The sequence below is a fragment of the Blastomonas ursincola genome (genome assembly GCF_013607875.1).
GTDB classification, from domain to species: Bacteria; Pseudomonadota; Alphaproteobacteria; order Sphingomonadales; family Sphingomonadaceae; genus Blastomonas; species Blastomonas ursincola.
In genome coordinates this window covers 138,641-152,708 of the sequence record NZ_VDES01000004.1, presented here as the reverse complement: position 1 = coordinate 152,708, position 14,068 = coordinate 138,641, and the positions used below count along the sequence as shown (strand labels likewise).

General features: G+C 65.5%; 14 protein-coding genes. 1 reads left to right on the top strand and 13 read right to left on the bottom strand.

Going from position 1 to position 14,068, the window contains the following annotated elements; translation table 11 throughout:
* From FG486_RS17515 to FG486_RS17500, 4 genes are all read right to left on the bottom strand, one after another.
* Positions 1-167, bottom strand: a 167-nt coding sequence (locus tag FG486_RS17515; RefSeq protein ID WP_338401638.1) for a sugar phosphate nucleotidyltransferase, incomplete at its 3' end; no start/stop codon positions are given.
* Positions 168-256: 89 nt separating this feature from the next.
* Positions 257-790: a peptide-methionine (S)-S-oxide reductase MsrA gene (msrA, locus tag FG486_RS17510; protein ID WP_066284265.1), complete on the bottom strand. Its 534-nt coding sequence runs from the start codon at positions 788-790 to the stop codon at positions 257-259.
* Between the two features lie 84 nt (positions 791-874).
* On the bottom strand, positions 875-3,955 hold the full coding sequence (locus FG486_RS17505) for an efflux RND transporter permease subunit (protein WP_137775708.1): 3,081 nt from the start codon (positions 3,953-3,955) through the stop codon (positions 875-877).
* 22 nt (positions 3,956-3,977) lie between these two features.
* Positions 3,978-5,108: an efflux RND transporter periplasmic adaptor subunit gene (locus FG486_RS17500; protein ID WP_181268510.1), complete on the bottom strand. Its 1,131-nt coding sequence runs from the start codon at positions 5,106-5,108 to the stop codon at positions 3,978-3,980.
* A gap of 156 nt (positions 5,109-5,264) precedes the next feature.
* Here FG486_RS17500 and FG486_RS17495 point away from each other — a divergent pair, with 156 nt between their 5' ends.
* A complete protein-coding gene (locus FG486_RS17495; protein ID WP_181268509.1) occupies positions 5,265-5,702 on the top strand; it encodes a hemerythrin domain-containing protein in 438 nt (145 codons plus the stop codon).
* Here FG486_RS17495 and FG486_RS17490 read toward each other — a convergent pair whose 3' ends face one another.
* The 9 genes from FG486_RS17490 to FG486_RS17450 all read right to left on the bottom strand — a co-directional run bounded on the left by FG486_RS17490 (position 5,703) and on the right by FG486_RS17450 (position 13,993).
* On the bottom strand, positions 5,703-6,635 hold the full coding sequence (locus FG486_RS17490) for a phytoene/squalene synthase family protein (RefSeq protein WP_066284229.1): 933 nt from the start codon (positions 6,633-6,635) through the stop codon (positions 5,703-5,705).
* 20 nt (positions 6,636-6,655) lie between these two features.
* Complete coding sequence (locus tag FG486_RS17485) at positions 6,656-7,249, bottom strand: LOG family protein (RefSeq protein ID WP_066284226.1); 594 nt, start codon at positions 7,247-7,249, stop codon at positions 6,656-6,658.
* Between the two features lie 111 nt (positions 7,250-7,360).
* Positions 7,361-7,735: a GFA family protein gene (locus FG486_RS17480; protein WP_181268508.1), complete on the bottom strand. Its 375-nt coding sequence runs from the start codon at positions 7,733-7,735 to the stop codon at positions 7,361-7,363.
* Between the two features lie 189 nt (positions 7,736-7,924).
* Positions 7,925-9,403 carry a phytoene desaturase gene (locus FG486_RS17475; protein WP_066284642.1) on the bottom strand — a complete coding sequence of 493 codons (1,479 nt, stop codon included), beginning with the start codon at positions 9,401-9,403 and terminating at the stop codon, positions 7,925-7,927.
* A gap of 110 nt (positions 9,404-9,513) precedes the next feature.
* Positions 9,514-10,311: an SDR family NAD(P)-dependent oxidoreductase gene (locus FG486_RS17470; RefSeq protein WP_137775704.1), complete on the bottom strand. Its 798-nt coding sequence runs from the start codon at positions 10,309-10,311 to the stop codon at positions 9,514-9,516.
* The gene (locus FG486_RS17465) at positions 10,308-10,661 is read right to left on the bottom strand and encodes a putative quinol monooxygenase (protein WP_181268507.1); all 354 of its coding nucleotides are present in this window, start codon (positions 10,659-10,661) and stop codon (positions 10,308-10,310) included. The genes FG486_RS17470 and FG486_RS17465 overlap by 4 nt, the downstream gene beginning before the upstream one ends.
* Positions 10,658-11,068: a YybH family protein gene (locus tag FG486_RS17460; protein WP_066284651.1), complete on the bottom strand. Its 411-nt coding sequence runs from the start codon at positions 11,066-11,068 to the stop codon at positions 10,658-10,660. The genes FG486_RS17465 and FG486_RS17460 overlap by 4 nt, the downstream gene beginning before the upstream one ends.
* Positions 11,069-11,262: 194 nt before the next feature.
* A complete protein-coding gene (locus tag FG486_RS17455; protein ID WP_181268506.1) occupies positions 11,263-12,648 on the bottom strand; it encodes an aromatic ring-hydroxylating oxygenase subunit alpha in 1,386 nt (461 codons plus the stop codon).
* A gap of 127 nt (positions 12,649-12,775) precedes the next feature.
* Positions 12,776-13,993 (bottom strand): aromatic ring-hydroxylating oxygenase subunit alpha, encoded by a 1,218-nt coding sequence (locus FG486_RS17450; protein WP_181268505.1) that lies wholly within the window; start codon positions 13,991-13,993, stop codon positions 12,776-12,778.
* Positions 13,994-14,068 lie beyond the last annotated feature (75 nt).

Genomic DNA, 14,068 nt, shown 5'->3' with positions numbered 1-14,068 from the left:
ACGAAGATCATCTGCTCGATCCCGGCCTCGCGCGCCTCGTCCACCGCATACTGGATCAGCGGGCGGTCGACGATCGGCAGCATCTCCTTGGGGATGGCCTTGGTCGCGGGAAGAAAGCGGGTGCCGAGACCGGCAACCGGAAACACAGCTTTGCGGATGGGCTTCACGTTATGTCCTCTTTATCGGCCCCGACAGCCGAGGCGAGACCTTGCAGCGTGCCGCCCGGCTGTCAAGCCGCGACCCGGTGACGCCGGGCTCAGGCCTTGACCCGCGCGGCAAAGCTCTTGCGCAATTTCTGCAGCTTGGGCGGGATCACCGCCAGGCAATAGGGATTGCGCTGGCCTTCGCCCTGCCAATATTCCTGGTGATAGTCCTCGGCCGGGTACCAGGTCGTCGGCTCCTCGATCGTGGTGACGATGGTCGAGGGCCAGTTCGCCTGGTTGCGGCTCATCGCGGCCTCGGCCTCGACCTGCTGCACCGCATCGAGCGGAAAGATGGCCGAACGATACTGGGTGCCGACATCATTGCCCTGGCGGTTGAGCTGCGTCGGATCGTGCGTCGCGAAGAAGATGTCGAGCAGATCGGCATAGCTCAGCTGCGCGTCGTCGAAGGTCACGCGGATCGCCTCGGCATGGCCGGTATTGCCCGAACATACCTGCTTGTAGGTCGGGTTCTCGGTGGTGCCGCCGATATAGCCGCTCTCGACCTTGCTCACGCCGATCACGTCGTTGAACACGGCCTCGGTACACCAGAAACAGCCTCCGGCGATGATGGCGGTTTGTTCGGTCATGCTTTCCATCCTTGTCTGTTCCAAGTCCGGGCTTGGTTTACGTTCTCCAGAGAGATAGCGTGAAGGCCGCTCAAAACAACCGTCTCAGCCTTCAACCGGCAGCACCGGCGGTGCCTTGGCATCGCTGTCCTTTTCTCCGCCGCGCGCGATCAGCAGGTACATGACCGGGGTGACGATGCGCGAGAGCAGGGTGGAGGAAATCAGCCCGCCGATGATCACGCTGGCGAGCGGCGCGTACAGCGATCCGCCGAACAGCGCGAGCGGCAGCAGGCCGCCGATCGCGGTGACCGAGGTTAGCAGCACCGGCAGGAAGCGCACCTCGCCCGCGCGTTCGATCGCGGCGCGCAATTCCATGCCCTCGCGGCGCAGCTGGGTGGTGAAATCGACCAGCAGGATCGAGTTCTTGATCTCGATGCCGATCAGCGCGACGAAGCCGATGATCGCCATGTAGCTGAGCGAGGATCCGGTCACGAACAGCGCGACAAAGCCGCCGAACGTGCCCAGCGGGATCACGCCTGCCACCACGATCGTCTCGCGGAAGCGGCCGAATTCCGCCACCAGCACCGCGAAGATACCGAACAGCGCGATGAGGATGATCGGGCCCAGGCCGCCGAACACCGTCGCGATCGCCTCGGCCTCGCCGCCGGCGGAGACGCGATAGCCCGGCGGCAGTTTCAGCTTGCCCACCTCGTCCATCGCCTGCTGGCTGATCCGTGCGGGCAGCGCCCCGGGCTGGGCGTTGGCGGTGACGGTGACCGACCGTTCGAGCTGGAAGCGCTGGATCTGCGGCGGCACGCTTTCGAGGCGCGGCGTGCTGATCTGCGAGAGCGGAATGGCCTCGCCGGTGCGGCTGGCGACATAGACCTTGTCGAGCGCGGAGATCGGCTGGGTCTCGCCGAGCGGCAGGCGCACGGTGACGCGATAGCTGTCGCCTTCGGGATCGCGGAACGTGCCCGCATTCTCGCCCGACAGCGCCAGGCGGATCGCGCGACGCGGCTCGCCCGGCGCGATGTTGAGCAGCGCCGCCTTGGCATCGTCGATGCCGATATCCAGGTCGATGCCGTCGGTCGCGACCGGGTTGATCACGTCTCGCGCGCCAGGCGTCGACCGCAGGATCTTCTCTACCTTTGCAGCAATGTCACGCAGCGTGTCGAGATTCTCGCCGGTGATGCGCAGCGCCACGGGCGAGGCAATCGGCGCGCCGTTCTGGAACAGTTCGACATTGAAGCGCGCGCCGGGAATCTGCTCGAGCCGGTCGCGGATGCGCGCGATCATCTGCGGACTGCGATCGGGATGCCAGGCATCCATCACCGCGAACACCTCGCCGAAATTGGGCCGCTGGTCGAGCGCGAAGACATTGTAGAAGACCTGCGGGTTCGAGCTGCCGGTATTGGCCGCGCGCACCTTGATGTCGGGTTCCTTCGCCAGCACCGCCTCGACCTTGCGCACCAGCGCGTCGGTGGTGGCGACGCTGCTGCCCTGCTCGGCATCGATGGTGACGCGGAAATAGCTGGTATCGGCATAGGGGAACAGGCTGAAGCCCAGCACCGGGATCAGCGCGAAGGCCGATAGGGTGAGCGCCATCGACGCCCAGAAGGTCTGTTTCGGCTTGTCGAGCGCGCTGTGCAGGATCGGGCGATAGAGCCGCTCGATCTGGTGCGTCAGCCATTTGAGGATGGCATTGCCCTCCGGGTCCTCGTCGCGCGAGAGAATGCGGCTGGCGAGGAAGGGGATGATCGTCAGCGAGATCACCAGCGAGGCGAAGACGGTGAAGATGATCGTGTAGATGAACGACTGGGTGAACTTGCCTGCGCCTTCGGGAAGGAAGAGCAGCGGCGTGAAGGCGAAGATCAGCACGCCGGTCGAGCCGAGCACCGCAGGCGTGATCTCGCGTGTGGCGTCGATCGCCGCAATCGAGCGGCGCTTGCCCATGCGCAGATGCCGCGCGATATTCTCGGTCACCACGATCGAATCGTCGACCAGCAGGCCCAGCGCCACGATGAAGCCCGCGACCGCCAGCTGGCTCAGGTTGAAGCCCATCACGCTGATCGCGAGCAGGCCCGAGGCGAGCGACAGCGGGATCGAGATCATCACGATGACCGACGCGCGCCACCCCAGCGGCAGCAATGTGATGATGACGAGGCCGAGTGCGATCGAGAAGTCGCGGGTGAGCTCGCTCAGGCGGTGCTCGATGTCGCGGCTCTGGTCGAAAATCTGCTCGAGCCGGATATCGGGCGGGAAATTCGCCTGTTGCCGCTTGAGCTCCTCTTCGAGCGACGCCTTGAGCCGGATCACGTCGAACCCGTCCTTCTGCAGGATCGACAGGAAGATCGCGCGCTCGCCGTTGAAGCGGGTGATATAGAGCTGTTCGGCATTGCCCCAGCGGACATCGGCGACGTCCTTCACCCGCATCAGCGTGCCGTTGCCCGCGCGGATCGGCAGGTTGGCGATCGTGTCGAGATCGCGATAGGCGCCGCCCGCCTCGACATTGAAGCGCCGCCCAGCGCTGTCCACCGCGCCGGGCGGCAGCTCCGCGCCGCCGCGGCGCAGCGCATCGGCGATCGCGGACGGGGCGAGGCCCAGCTCGGCAAGGCGGCGGCTGTCGATTGCCACCTGCACCTCGGGCTGCGGCAGGCCGTCGATCACCGTGTTGCGCACGCCGGGATAGCGCACGAAGGTATCCCGGATATCCTCCGAATATTTCTGCATCCGCCGCCAGCTCGCGGTCTTGCTGACCATCGCGAGTTGCAGCACTGCCGCCTCGGTGGTGCGTGCCTTGCGATAGCGCAGCTCGGTAATGCCTTCGGGCAGCTGGCTGCGGATCGCGCTCACTTCGCGCACGACATCGTTGAAATACTGGTCGGGGTCGCCATCCCAGTCGAATTCGGCGGTGACAGTGACGAAGCCGTCGGTAATCCCGGCACGGATCTCGTCGATATCGTCGATGCCGCGCAGCACCTCCTCGACCGGCTTGGCGATGGTCTGCTCGATGTCCGCCGCATCGGCTCCGGGCAGCGCGATGATCACGGTGACCACGGGGATCGGGAAATGCGGATCGACCGAGCGCGGAATGGTGAGCAGCGAGGTCAGGCCCAAGGCTGCGAGCAGCAGGAACGCCACCAGGCTGAGCTGCCAGCGGGCGATGGTGAAGGCGGCAAGGTTCATTGCGGGGCGCGCCGGGTCGGCGTCATCGCGCGGCGTCGGCGGCCGGGGCCGCAGCGGCGGTGGTGCGGCTTGGCTGGCGGCTGGCGAGCGGCTTCACCTTCGCGCCATCGGTCAGCAGCACCAGGCCCGAGGTCACGATCCGGTCGCCGGGCCTTAGCCCGCCGGTGACGATCAGTTCCTTGTCGTCGATCCGGCCAATCTGCACCGCGCGGGCGCGCACCCGGCTTGTCTTCGGGTCGAGCAGATAGACAAAGCCCTCGTCCGCGCGGACGTTGAACACGGCGCTCGCGGGAACCGCGAGGCCTGACGCATCGGGCGCGGCGGCGACGCGGAACTCCGCCGTGCCGATCTGGCCCGATCGCAGGGCAGGGTTGGCGGGCAGCGCGACCGTCACCTCGAACGCGCCCGAACTCGGATTGGCGCGCGCGTCGATCTCGCTGATGACGCCCTCGATCTCGCCGCCGGGCACCGCCGACAGCCGCACCAGGACCGGCATGCCGGGGGAAAGGCGCGCGATATCGCTGTCGATCATCGGCGCGCGCAGTACCATGCCGCCGCTGGTCTCGCCCAGCACGACGATCTGCGTGCCGGCTGCCACCACCTGTCCCGGCTCTGCGCTGCGCGCCAGGATGATGCCGCCCGAAGGTGCAAGAATTTGCGAGGTGCCGCTGGCAAAGCCTGCGGTGCTGACCTGGGCGGTCGCAGCGCGCGCGGTCGCCTCGGCGCGTTCGAGCTGCGCGCGAGTCACCCAGCCCTTTTCGAACAGCTGCTGGAACCGGCCGAGTTCGGCCTGCGCGCGCTGCTGCTCGGCCCTGGCGCTTTCCAGATTGGCGCCGACCTGGGTCGCATCGAGCGCCGCGATCAGCGCACCGGGCATCACCCGGTCGCCCTCCTGGAAGCGGATGCTGGCGATCTTGCCCGCTGTCGTGAAGCCCAGCGGTGTCTCGTAGCGATAGCGCACCGTGCCCGCTGCGGTGATCAGCGCGGAGGTGCTGGCGGGCTGCACTTGCGCAATGGTCACGGGATAGACCTTGTCCGCCGCGACCGGCGCGGGCTCGTCCTTGCCGCCCGAACAGGCGGACAGCGCCAGCGAAGCGCCGACGATCAGCGACAGGGTGAGGGGGCCGTAACGGCGCGCGGTGACGAAACGCATATTGAGTTTCTATCTGCAACCAGTTTTGCTGGCAAGCGCAGAACTGAAATCGATAGCATTTATCGCGGTGCCATGGGCATTAGCCGCGCCTTAACTAAACTGGTTTAGCCCCGATCATTGCTCCGATGGCTCATCGGTGCGGGGAGGACGCACGGTATGAACTGGCGCATCGGACAATTGCAGTCGCAGCATGAAGCCTGTCTTGCCATCGTGCAGGACATCCAGGCGCGCTCGCTCCAGATCTGGGACCGGCCTGCAGCGGTCGAGATCACGCTGATGCTCGCGCGACTGACCGGCATATTGCGCATCCATCTCGCGCTCGAGGACGAGATCCTCTACCCCGCGTTGCGCAATGCCAGCGATCCCGCCATGGCGCGCACGGCAGAACGCTACTGGCAGGAAATGGGCGGCCTTGCCGATGCCTTTCTCGACTTTGTCGACCGCTGGAAGCGCGCCGATGCGCTGCTTGCCGATGCCGATGGCTTTCGCGCCGAATCCGCCAGGGTCTTCGCGGCGCTGGCCGACCGGATCGATCGCGAGCATGAGGAAATCTATCCGATGGCCGAACGGCTGCGCGCCGCAAAGGCGGCGTGATCAACGCGCTGGTTTGCGCGGACGCGTCCACAAGCCTTCGCGGCTGACCGGCGCCGGGGTTCGCATCGCCTGAGCAAGGCTGCGCGCGACCCATCCGATCTTCTGCCCGCGCGTGGTGATGACCCGGTGGTCCCAGGCCTGCGCGCCGCGGCGGCGCACCTCGCGCGCGATATCGCCATAGATCCCCGCTGCCGCCAGCACCGCCCAGCGCGCGCGAAAGGGCAGCCGCACCGCGCCGACCCGGGCCGAGGCCTCGTGCGCTTCGGAGCGATCGGCCAGCCGCTTCGCCAGCGGTACCAGTTGCGGGCGCAGCCAGGGTTTCATGTGCTGGCCTGGCGGGATGTCCATCTCCGCCAGCCATTCGACCGGCAGGTAGCAGCGCCCCACCGAATCGTCCTCGGACAGGTCGCGCGCGATATTGGCGAGCTGGAAGGCAAGGCCGAGATCGCAGGCGCGGTCGAGCGTTTCCTCGTCAGCCGGATCGACGCCCATCACGATCGCCATCAGCAGCCCGACGGCGCCGGCGACATGATAGCAATATTGATACAGGTCGCGCTCGGTGCGCGGGCGCCAGTCATCGGCGTCGAGCGCGAAACCTTCGATCACGTCGAAGATGATCGCGCGGGGCAGGCGGCATTCGGCGGCCACCACTGCCAGCGCGGCAAAGGCCGGGTCGTCGGTCGGCTGACCGGTCAGCGCCCGGTCGGTCTGCTCGCGGATATAGGCGACGCGTTCCTGCGCATCGGCGACCGCGCTCATGCCATGGCCCATGTCCTGGCCGTCGGCGAGGTCATCGCATTTGCGGCACCAGGCATAGAGCAGCCAGGCGCGCTCGCGGGTCAGCGGATCGAACAGCTTCGAGGCGAGCGCGAAGGATTTCGAGCCGCGCGCGATCGAGTCGCGCGCATGATCGACAAGGGCGGCTCTATCCATGGGTGCATGCCGCTGCGAAACTACAGATCATCCGTCGTCATCGAGAAGATCGACTGGTGCGGCTCGTAGGCCGCCATCTTGGCGAGCAATCCGTCGAGCGTGTCATCGACGATCAGGATGTTCGCGTGCTGCGGCCGGATGAAGCCCACCTCGATCATGTGGCGGTTGAAGGCGACGAGCTGGTCGTAAAAGCCGTTCACGTTGAGCAGCCCGACCGGCTTGTCATGATAGCCGAGCTGCGACCAGCTGATCGCCTCCCACAGCTCGTCCATGGTGCCGACGCCGCCGGGCAGCACGATGAAGCCATCGGACAGGTCGGTGAACGCCTGCTTGCGCGCATGCATGCCGGGCACGACGTGCAGTTCAGTGCAGCCCTGATGCGCGACTTCGGGCCGGACCAGCGCCTCGGGGATGATGCCGATCACCTCGCCGCCCAGCTCAAGCGCCGCATCGGCGGTCGCGCCCATCAGCCCGAGCCGTCCGCCGCCATAGACGACGCCGATCCCCCGATTGGCGAGCGTCGCGCCGGTCATCCGCGCGGTTTCGATATAGACGGGGTCGGCAGGGGTGGCAGAGCCGCAATAGACGGCCAGGCGCTTGAACGGAGCGGTCATGGTGATTCCTGAATGGGGATGTTGCCAGGTCCATCGCCGGAAATGCGGGGCGGAGCAAGCCTTGCCAACACTAAACCCTCCCCGAGCGAGCTAGGGGAGGACTGACGGCCCTCATTCCTGCGGCAGGCCGTCGGCAATGTCGTAATAATCGCCCTTGTGCGCGGTGAAGATATGCACGTGCAGGTGCGTGTCGGTCGGCGCATCGAACGCGCCCATCGCCACGGCCATCGAATCGCGGTGCGGCGGGTCCCAGAACAGGAAGCTGCCGCAGGTCCCGCAAAAGCCGCGCCGCACCTTGGGGCTGGACTGGTACCAGCGCACATGCTCCTCGCCGGTGATCGCGAGATCGCTGCGCTTGACGTCGGTCGAGGCCCAGTAATGGCCCGACTGCTTGCGGCACTGGCCGCAATGGCAGGCATCGGGCCCCTTGAGCGGGGCGGAAACGGTGAAGGCGATCGCACCGCACAGGCATGATCCGGTGTGCATGAAAGGGCTCCAGACTATAAAATCCTCCCCGAGCTTGTCTCGGGGAGGGGGACCGCCGACCAAGGGTCGGTGGTGGAGGGGAAGCGAGGTCGCGCCCGCTGCGGCAGAATATACTATCCCGCCACCCCTCCACCACCCGCTACGCGGGCGGTCCCCCTCCCCCAGCAAGCTGGGGGAGGATTTACATGGTCAGAGCATGTCCTCGAGCATCAGCGTCGCGGTCGCCTTCGCACTGCCGACCACGCCGGGAATGCCAGCGCCCGGATGCGTGCCCGCGCCGACGAAATAGAGGTTCGGAATCGCATCGTCGCGGTTGTGCGTGCGGAAGAACGCGCTCTGCGTCAGCAGCGGTTCCAAGCTGAAGGCGCTGCCCAGATGCGCGTTGAGGTCCGTGCTGAAATCCTGCGGCGTATAGTGGAAGCTGGTGACGATCCGCTCGTGAATGTCGGGGATCAGCCGGTGGCCGATCTCGTCGAGAATGCGCTTCTCGTAGATCGGGCCCATTTCCTTCCAGTCGATCGGCAGCTTGCCCTGATGCGGCACCGGCGAGAGCACGTAGAAAGTGCTGTGCCCCGGCGGCGCCATCGAGGGATCGGTGACGGTCGGGTGGTGCAGATAGAGCGAGAAGTCCTTGGCCAGCACACCATGGTCGTAGATGTCGTCGAGCAGCCCCTTGTAGCGCGGGCCGAACAGAATCATGTGGTGCGGAATGCCGGGCCAGTCGCCCTTGATGCCGAAATGTGCGACGAACAGAGAGGGCGAGAATTTCTTGCGCTTGAGGCTCGCTGCCGCGCGCTTGCCCCGGCCCGACTTTCCGAGCAGATCGCGATAGCTGTGCATGATATCGGCATTGCTGGCGACCGCATCGAAGTTTTCGCGCCAGCCGCTCTTGGTCACCACGCCGGTGACCTTGTCGCCCATGGTCTCGATCTCGGTGACCGGATCATTCAGGCGCAGCGTGCCGCCGATCCGCTCGAAATGCCTGACCATGCCCGCGATCAGCCGGTTGGTGCCGCCCTTGGCAAACCAGACCCCGCCGTCCTTTTCGAGCTTGTGGATGAGAGCATAGATCGAGCTGGTCTTCATCGGATTGCCGCCGACCAGCAGCGTGTGGAACGACAGCGCCTCGCGCAGCTTCTCGTTCTTCACGAACGAGGAGACGATCGAATAGACCGAGCGCCAGGCCTGGTATTTCATCAGCGCAGGCGCGGCCTTGATCATGCTGGCAAAGTCGAGAAACGCCTTGTGGCCGAGCTTGAGATAGCCCTCGTCGTGCACGCCTGCGCTATAGTCGAGGAAGCGGTCATAGCCGGCGACATCCTCGGGGTTCAGCTTGGCGATCTCGGCGCGCAGGCTCGCCTCGTCGTTCGAATAGTCGAAATTGGTGCCGTCGGGCCAGTTCAGCCGGTAGAAGGGCATGACGGGGACGAGGTCGACATCCTCGCTGATATGATGGCCGGTCAGCGCCCAGAGCTCTTCCAGGCACGGCGGATCGGTGATCACGGTCGGGCCGGCGTCGAAGGTGAACCCGTCCTTTTCCCAGAAATAGGCACGGCCGCCGGGCTTGTCGCGGCTTTCGATGACGGTGGTGGCGATTCCGGCGGATTGCAGGCGGATGGCGAGCGCCAGCCCGCCGAAGCCGGACCCGATAACTGCAGCTTTTTTCACTAGGTTTAAGGCCCCTGATTGCGACCCGAATGCGCGGGCAGATTGTGCGGCACTATAGCGTTACGTTTGCATAGCGCCAGCAGATGCGCGCATTCGGAGCAAAACCGCCTCTATTGCGCCGCAGCCGCCATTGCCGCGCCCACGGAGGCTGCAATTTCCTCGGGCCGCGGATTGCGCCTCAGCGTCAGCCCGCCATTGGCCTGAATATTCTGGCCGGTGACAAAGGTACGATCGTCGCACAGCCACAGCACGGTGTGCGCGATATCGTCCGCGGTGCCGATTCGGCCCAGCGGATATTCCTTCGCGAACGCTGCCTCCAGCCCCGGCGTCGCCACGGCGGCGGCGGCCATCGGCGTCGCGGTCAGCCCCGGCGACACCACATTGGCGCGGATGCCCAGCGGCCCGTACTGGTTGGCAAAGCAGCGGATCAGCGCCTCGGACCCCGCCTTGGTGCCGATATAGGCGGCATGGTCGTAAATCAGGCATTGCGTCGTGGCCGACGAGATCTGGATCACCGATCCGCCACCCGTCATGGTACGCAGGCACGCGTTCAGCATATGGTGCACGCCGGTAAACTGCAGCGCGACCATCGCTGCCAGGTCTTCGTCGGTGACATCGGCCCAGGGCTTCATCAGCCCCCAGCCGGTGGCGTTGATCGCGATATCGACCTTGCCATGACGAGCAGCGACGCCATCGAACAGCGCATCGACATCGGCGCGCGATGTCAGATCGCAGGTCACCGCTTCGCCGCCGATCTCGCTCGCCAGCGCTTCGAGCGGGTCGCGCTTGCGGCCCGAGACCATTGTCTTCGCCCCGGCGGCGGCGAGCGCTCGCGCGATCACCTGGCCCATGTTATGATCGCCCGCGGCACCGATGACGATCGCGGTCTTGCCCGTGAGGTCGGTCATGCTGCGGCCTCGCTCAGGAAGCGCGCGGTGGCGACGCCGTCGGGGCCATAGACCGGCTCCTTGCGGTCGAACCGGTATTTGCGCGTATCGGCGTTGAGGATGGTGAATTGCGAGAGATGCCCGAGCATGCCGCGATAGGCCTCGCCCTCGAGATGCGCCTGCAGCTCGTCGGCGCTGTCCCATTCCTCGAACACATGCACCCGGCCCGGATCGTGCGGATCGGCGCTCCAGGCATAATGGCGGCACCCCGGTTCGGCGAGCGCCATGTCGATCAGGGCTTTCGCTCCCGCCAGCGCGGCGTCGCGGTTCTCGGGAGGGAAATCGACTTCGCCTGCAATCACGATGCTCATTTCGCCTGGGTCTCCTTGAGGATGCTGAAATGCCGCTCGGCAAAGCGCCAGCCGTCGCCGGTGCGCGTGTAAACGTCGAGATACTGGCCGATCGGGCGGCTGACCGACCCGTCGGCGAGTTCGAGATATTCGTGCGTATAGACCCGCCCCGTGGCGTGATCGCCGGTAATCGCGAGCTGGCCGATCTGCGCGAAGAACGCCACGAACGGGAAGCCCGCCATCGCCTGGGTCCACAGCCCGACGATCGCGTCGCGCCCGCGCACCTCGGTGCTTGCGAGGTTCCACACCGCATCCTCTGCCCAGGTCGCGCCCCAGGCCTGCGCATCGCGGCGGAACACCGCATCGCTATAACTGTCGATCAGCGCACGGATCGCGATCTGGTCCTCTGCTGGGCCGTCAAATGCCATTTCTCATCCACTTCCGTTTGTCCGGGTTCAAACTCACCTCCGTTTGTCCCGAGCCCTTCGACTGGCTGGCAAGCCAGCCGCTCAGGGTAAACTTAAGTCGAGGGACATAATCGGAAAGGGCGGTGAAAGGTCCCTCGACACGCTCGGGACAAACGGAAGAGGGGGCATCGGGGCTCGAAGCATCGTCGCTGCTCTCAAGGCAATTGCCCCGCCAGATACTTGTCCATCGTCTGGTGGAACTGGCGGATGCGTCCCTCCTGATAGCGGCCCAGCTCGACCCGGTTGTTGGCTGACGCGATCAGACCCTCCTGCACATAGGGCAGGTTCTCCATGTCCTGATCGAACACCTCGCCCAGCGCGCCCCATTCGGTGACCGTGGCCCACGGCTCTTCGGGTGTCAGGAAGCGCATCTCGGCCGCTTCGGGCATCGCGCCGTCCTTCGGCTTGCGGCCGAGCAGGCGGACTTCCATCAGCGTTGCGTTCTGGTCGGGCCAGGGGCGCCAGCGATAGACGATATTGGGCACGAACCCGCCCCAGGGCGATAAATTGGGGAAGATATTGTAGGTGAACGCGTCGAGCATCTCGCTGTCCGAAATGCCCGCACTGTCATAGCCCAGCGCATCGAGGAAATTGGCGCGGTTGATTTCCGCCATGGCCTTGCGCGCGGTCTCGCCTTCGTTCAGCTTGCGCCCCTCGAGCGAGGCCGAGCGGCCCGAGGTGCGGCTGAACGCGGCGATGATGTCGTCCTCGCTCAGGTTGTCCGCTGCCAGATGCGGGCTGGGCAGGCCGAACGGGGTCAGCGCCAGGTTGGCATGATCGCCCCACATCGAATAGCGGGTATTGGCATCGCCGGTATAGGGCAGGATCTGGGGGTGGGTGACGATCGAGTGCCAGGCCTCCATGAACGCCTCGGACACCGCCTTCCAGTTGGCGTTGATCACCTTGCCGACCCACAGAGCGGTATAGCATTCGTCGAGCCGCCAGCGCGCGAACCGGTCGTAGACTTCCGCGCCCATATAGTCGCGCAAGCTCACCTGCGTCGCGCTTTCGGTGACGAAGATGAAGCCCTGCCAGCGCTCGACGCGCAGCTCGGGCAGGCTCATGTCGCGCTCTTTCAGGTGCTGGAAATCCCATTCGCAGGGGATGTGCTTGAGGCCGCCATCGGTCTTCCAGGCAAAGCCGTGGAACGGGCAGGTGAAATCGTCCGCCGATCCGCTTTCGGTGCGCAGCTTGCGGCCGCGGTGCAGGCAGACATTGTGGAACGCCTTGACCGACCCGTCATCCTGCCGGACGATCAGGTACGATCGCCCGACATTGTTGTAGACGACATAGTCGCCGGCTTGCAGCAGCTCGTCCTCGCGCGCAGCCATCTGCCACACGTTGGGCCACATGTGCTTCTTCTCGGCCTCGAAGAACGCGGCGCTCGTATAGCGCTCGGCCGTGACCGGCTCGGTGCCCAGATCGCGCCAGCTGTCGCCGCGCACCTCGGGCGGCACCTCGCGGCTGTCGAGATCGAGAATCTCGTCGACCGTGATCGCGGGGCAGCGGTCGGCGGGGTAGGTCCGGCTCGCGTCTTCCATCTTGCTCTCCTCAATATCTTGTTCTCTGCTTGCCCCCTCCCGTTTGTCCCGAGCGAAGTCGAGGGACGTGATCGGAAAGGGTCGCGTAAGGTCCCTCGACACGCTCGGGACAAACGGATGTGCCGCGCTACAAAGGCATCCCGATCACCTCGGCGATATGCTGGTGCACCGCTTGCGGCGCGCTTTCGTTCGCGCCCAGCACGACGTGGAAATCCGCTGGTGCGGTCATGAGGTTCGCATAGCCGTGGCTGGCGACGCGATAATCCTCGGTCTGCACGACGGTCGCGGTGGCATCGTAGGCCAATTCGCACACCCCGCGATATTCCTCGTCGATGATGCCGAACGGGGCATAGACCGCGAACTGGCAGCGAGTCCTGCCGACGCCATCGGGGAAGAGGCGGAAGACCTGGGTGAAATAGACGCCGGGCGTCACCGCGCCGAAGAAGATCACGGTGTTGGGAAAGAGATAATGCACCCCGCCATATTCGGTATCGGGCCATTCGGCCTCGTCCCTGCCGACCAGATCGCCGATGGTCTTGTCGGGAAAGCTGATGCGGTGATGGCGGCCGAAGCGTTCGAGCACTGAGATGTCGTTATAGTGCGTCTGGCCGATGGTCGAGCTGTGCAGCGCGGCGAAATGATAGCCCTCGCCATAGGTGTCGAGCGCGAATTTCCAGTTCGAATCGGCGGTGAGGATGCCCTTTTTCACCGGCACCGCGCGGGTGAGCTCGATCAGCGCGAGTTGGTCGGCGAAATCGCCCAGATGCGCCGCCGCGTCGATCGGCTCGCCTTCGGACGCGCGCACGAAGATGAGGCCGAGATATTCGCTGCACGGCAGTTCGAGCAGGTCGCGCGCGCCGATTGCGCAATCCGCAAAGCCCGGCTTGCCCGGCTGGCCCACCAGCCGACCCAGATTGTCGAAGGTCCAGGCGTGGAACGGGCAGGAGATGCGGCTGGCCTTGCCGGTGAACGGCTCGGCCTGCTCGACCAGCTTGGCGCCGCGATGCGTGCACAGGTTGCGAAAGGCGCGCACCACGCCATCCTTGCCGCGAATCACCAGGATCGAGGGGCCGGCGGCATCGAACACCAGATAGTCGCCGGGCTCGGGAATATCGCCGGAGAGGCCCGCGACCAGCGGCTGGCCCAGGAACAGGTGCTCGCGCTCGGCCTCGAACCGCGCTTCATCGATATAGACCGACTTGTGCAGCGGCAGCGGTCCGTCGGCCATGTCGGTGGTCCTGTTCGCCACGTTCGCGACGATCTTGCGGCGGATTTCACGCGCACGCAGCTTGCGCGACGCCGCCCAGTCCGGGGTCAGGCTGTCGGAAGGATCGCGTTCGGCCATGTAAGGGCCTCCCAATTTGGACAATGGCAATTGCGAGCACCATGCCAGAAGAGGGCAAGGCAATGACACTATTGG